At 38.3% G+C, this 3,274-nt stretch carries 4 protein-coding genes; all 4 read left to right on the top strand.

What is annotated here, in order from left to right; genetic code table 11:
- Positions 1 to 1,146: ABC transporter substrate-binding protein (locus AB685_RS28990; protein WP_047974077.1), on the top strand; the 1,146-nt coding region annotated here is incomplete at its 5' end.
- Positions 1,147 to 1,228: 82 nt separating this feature from the next.
- Positions 1,229 to 2,188, top strand: a complete 960-nt coding sequence (locus AB685_RS28985) for a sugar ABC transporter permease (protein ID WP_082153824.1) — start codon at positions 1,229 to 1,231, stop codon at positions 2,186 to 2,188.
- On the top strand, positions 2,185 to 3,021 hold the full coding sequence (locus tag AB685_RS28980) for a carbohydrate ABC transporter permease (protein ID WP_047974075.1): 837 nt from the start codon (positions 2,185 to 2,187) through the stop codon (positions 3,019 to 3,021). Before AB685_RS28985 ends, AB685_RS28980 begins: the two co-directional genes overlap by 4 nt.
- 11 nt (positions 3,022 to 3,032) lie before the next feature.
- Positions 3,033 to 3,274 (top strand): sugar-binding domain-containing protein (locus AB685_RS28975; RefSeq protein ID WP_047974074.1); only part of this gene is annotated, 242 nt, incomplete at its 3' end.

Below are 3,274 nucleotides of genomic sequence, written 5' to 3'. Positions count from 1 at the left end.
GACATTACATTATGGGTGCCATTCTCTGGCCCGGATGGTCCAAAAATGCAAGAGATAGTTAATGAATTCAATGATTCTCAAGATCAGTATTCAGTTAACTATCAAGTGGTCCCTCAATCAGAATATTACACGACTATCGATTTAGCCTTTAATGATAATCGCAATATTCCAGACTTAATGATTATGCACGGAGACCAAGTTTTAAGCTACGCAGAAAATAACCTTCTAAAGGATTTAGATGAAATAACAGGAGATATTGTGAGTGAAGAAGACTACAATGAAACGGCTTGGGAAGGAAATCTTGTAGATGGAGAATTATACGGAATACCATTAGATATCCACCCATTGATGTTCTATTGGAACAAGGATTTGTTTGAGGCAGCTGGACTAGATMCTGAATCTCCGCCAACAAACCGTGAAGAATTTATTGATTATGCTGAACAATTGACTGATACAGATACAGGTCAATATGGATTTGTTGTTCCAACTCTATGGCCTCAGCAATTCATTATGCCGACAATTGTCTACCAAAATGGTGGAACCTTAATTGAAGGAGATGAAGTTCTTTATGACTCAGAGGAAGTTGTAGAGGCACTGACTTTCCAACGTGATCTTATTACTGAGTATCAAGTATCGCCTTCTGATGTGCAACAAGATGGAGAAGTAACCTTATTCCTTCAAGGGAAAAACGCAATGCACTTAAATGGACCTTGGATGCTACAGCAATGGGAAGAATCAGGATTAAACTTCGGTGTTGCACCAGTACCAATGCTTGGTACAGAGGAACAAGCTGTGTTTGGTAACTCTCATAACTTTGTCGTTCCAGAAGTAGTGGAGGATGAAGAAAAGCTTGAAGCAATTAAAGAGTTTTTAAGCTTTACTGCTGAAAATGGAATGGCATGGGCAGAATCTGGCCAAGCACCWGCATCTAAAGCTGTATACGAAAGTGAAGAGTTCCAAGAATTGAAACAACAGCCAGAGGTAGCAAAGCAATTTGATTATACACGCTTCTCACCAAGAGTACGTAACTGGGGTCAGCTATCTGATCCACTAATGGAAGCTGTTAATGAGGTATTATTAGGACAAAAGGAACCTGAAGAAGCTCTTGAGGAAGCTACGAATAGAGCACAACAGCGTCTAAATTAAGAGCAGGTCTATACCCTGCTCTTTTTCTTACAAGTAAATTTGCATTCTTAGAAATCGCATCATAGGAAAGGAGGGGATTTGGATGAAGCAATCTAAATTTTCCAAGTTTWCATCATTTTTGTTTGTATTACCTTACTTCATCATGTTTGTTTGTTTCTTATTAATCCCCATATTTTACGGGATCTACATAAGTTTTCATGAATGGGATTTGCTTTCACCCGATCGTCCCTTTGTAGGGTTAGACAACTACTTTAAGATTTTTGATCCTAATTCGTACCTCAACTCAGTGTTCTTTAATGGGTTAACTAACACATTTAAATTTGTTATTTTTACAGTCCCGTTACTCGTAGTAATCGGACTGGCTCTTGCACTGYTAATCACCAATCTACCTGCTAGATTTCAAGGATTTTTCAGAACGATCTACTTTATTCCATATGTTGTCTCGGTTTCAGTTATAGCAATTATTTGGTTATGGATACTGGATACGAACTCAGGCCTTTTAAATGAATACTTAGTAGCGTTTGGAATGGATCCAATTCCTTGGTTAACTAGAATCCCGTATGCATGGATTTCTTTAGTGATTGCAACGATCTGGTGGACAATTGGTTTTWACATGATCATTTTAATTAATGCCTTAAACGAAGTACCAGAAGAGCTGTATGAATCGGCATCAATAGACGGAGCCGGAAGCATTAGGAAGTTATTCCATATCACTCTTCCATCTATTCGTCCTGTTATGCTATTTGTATTCATCACATCAACAATTGCCTCTTTTAACGTCTATGGTCAGCCTTACTTGATGACAAGAGGGGGACCAGGGAACTCGACAGAAGTTCTTATGATGAGTATTGTAGATGAGGCATTTTCACAAAGGCAGTTAGGAACTTCTTCTGCTATGGCGATTTTGATGGCTTTAATTATGATCGGAATCTCGATTATCCAGTTCAGAATTTCAAAAGCGAATGAAGACGGGAAATGGAAGAAGAAGAAAACAAATAAGAAATCTTCAATAGAAGAGAGTAAAGGGGGCATAAAAGCATGAAAAAGGGTAACGGAAAAAAAATCACGTTGATCATTATTGCCTCTATGATTGCTTTATTGTTTCTGATTCCACTTCTTTGGATGATTTCGACTTCGTTTAAAACAGACACAGAAGCATTGACTGGTGGCCTAAGCTGGATTCCGGAAAACTTCACGATTACCAACTATACGTATACGCTCTTAGGGGAAGGGCTGAACGTTCCGGTATTACGTTGGATGTTTAACTCAGTTTTTGTGGCAGTGGTTGGTACTATCATTATTGTCACAATTGATGCAATGGCTGCTTATGCCTTAGCAAGACTCGACGTTCCATTTAAAAAATACTTGTTTCCACTCTTTATCAGTACATTAATGATTCCTTTTGTTATTACTTTCCTCCCTTTATATATGCAATTTAGTAATTTAGGATTGTTAAACTCATACGCTGTGTTAATCCTACCTTATACAGCTAATGCATTTGGAGTCTTCTTACTTTATCAATTTTTTAAAGGGTTTCCAAAGGAACTCGAAGAAGCAGCTAGATTAGATGGCGCTAATAAATGGCAAATTTTTGTGAAGGTTGTTATTCCTTCTGCCCGACCAATTATGTGGACCTTGGCTATTTTCTCATTCATGATGATCTACAACGACTTCCTATGGCCGCTCGTTGCTACAAGCTCACCTGAAATGAGAACAATTGCAACAGGGATTGCCATTATGCAGCAAGGAAGCTTTGTCTCCTCTTACGGGAAATTAATGGCGTTAACTTCAATTGCGACCATCCCAGCGATAGTGATCTTTATTATCGGTCAGCGTTRCTTTATTAGAGGGGTAACTCAATCTGGAATTAAATAAGGAGAGATACTATGAATACAGTTAGACCTGAATACCCAAGACCTCAAGTGGTGAGGAACGATTGGAAAAGTTTAAATGGTGAATGGAATTTCGCCTTCGATGATGACAATGTAGGATTAAAGCAAAAGTGGTATAAAATCTTTCCTAGTAATGAAAAAAAGATAACGGTACCCTTTGCATATCAGACGGAGAAAAGTGGAATCAACGATCCAAGCTTCCATGATGTCGTTTGGTATAATACGACTTTTGAGGT

The sequence above is a fragment of the Bacillus sp. LL01 genome, assembly GCF_001037965.1.
Note: the sequence above shows the minus strand (reverse complement) of the source record. Positions and strands in the feature narration are given on the sequence as shown.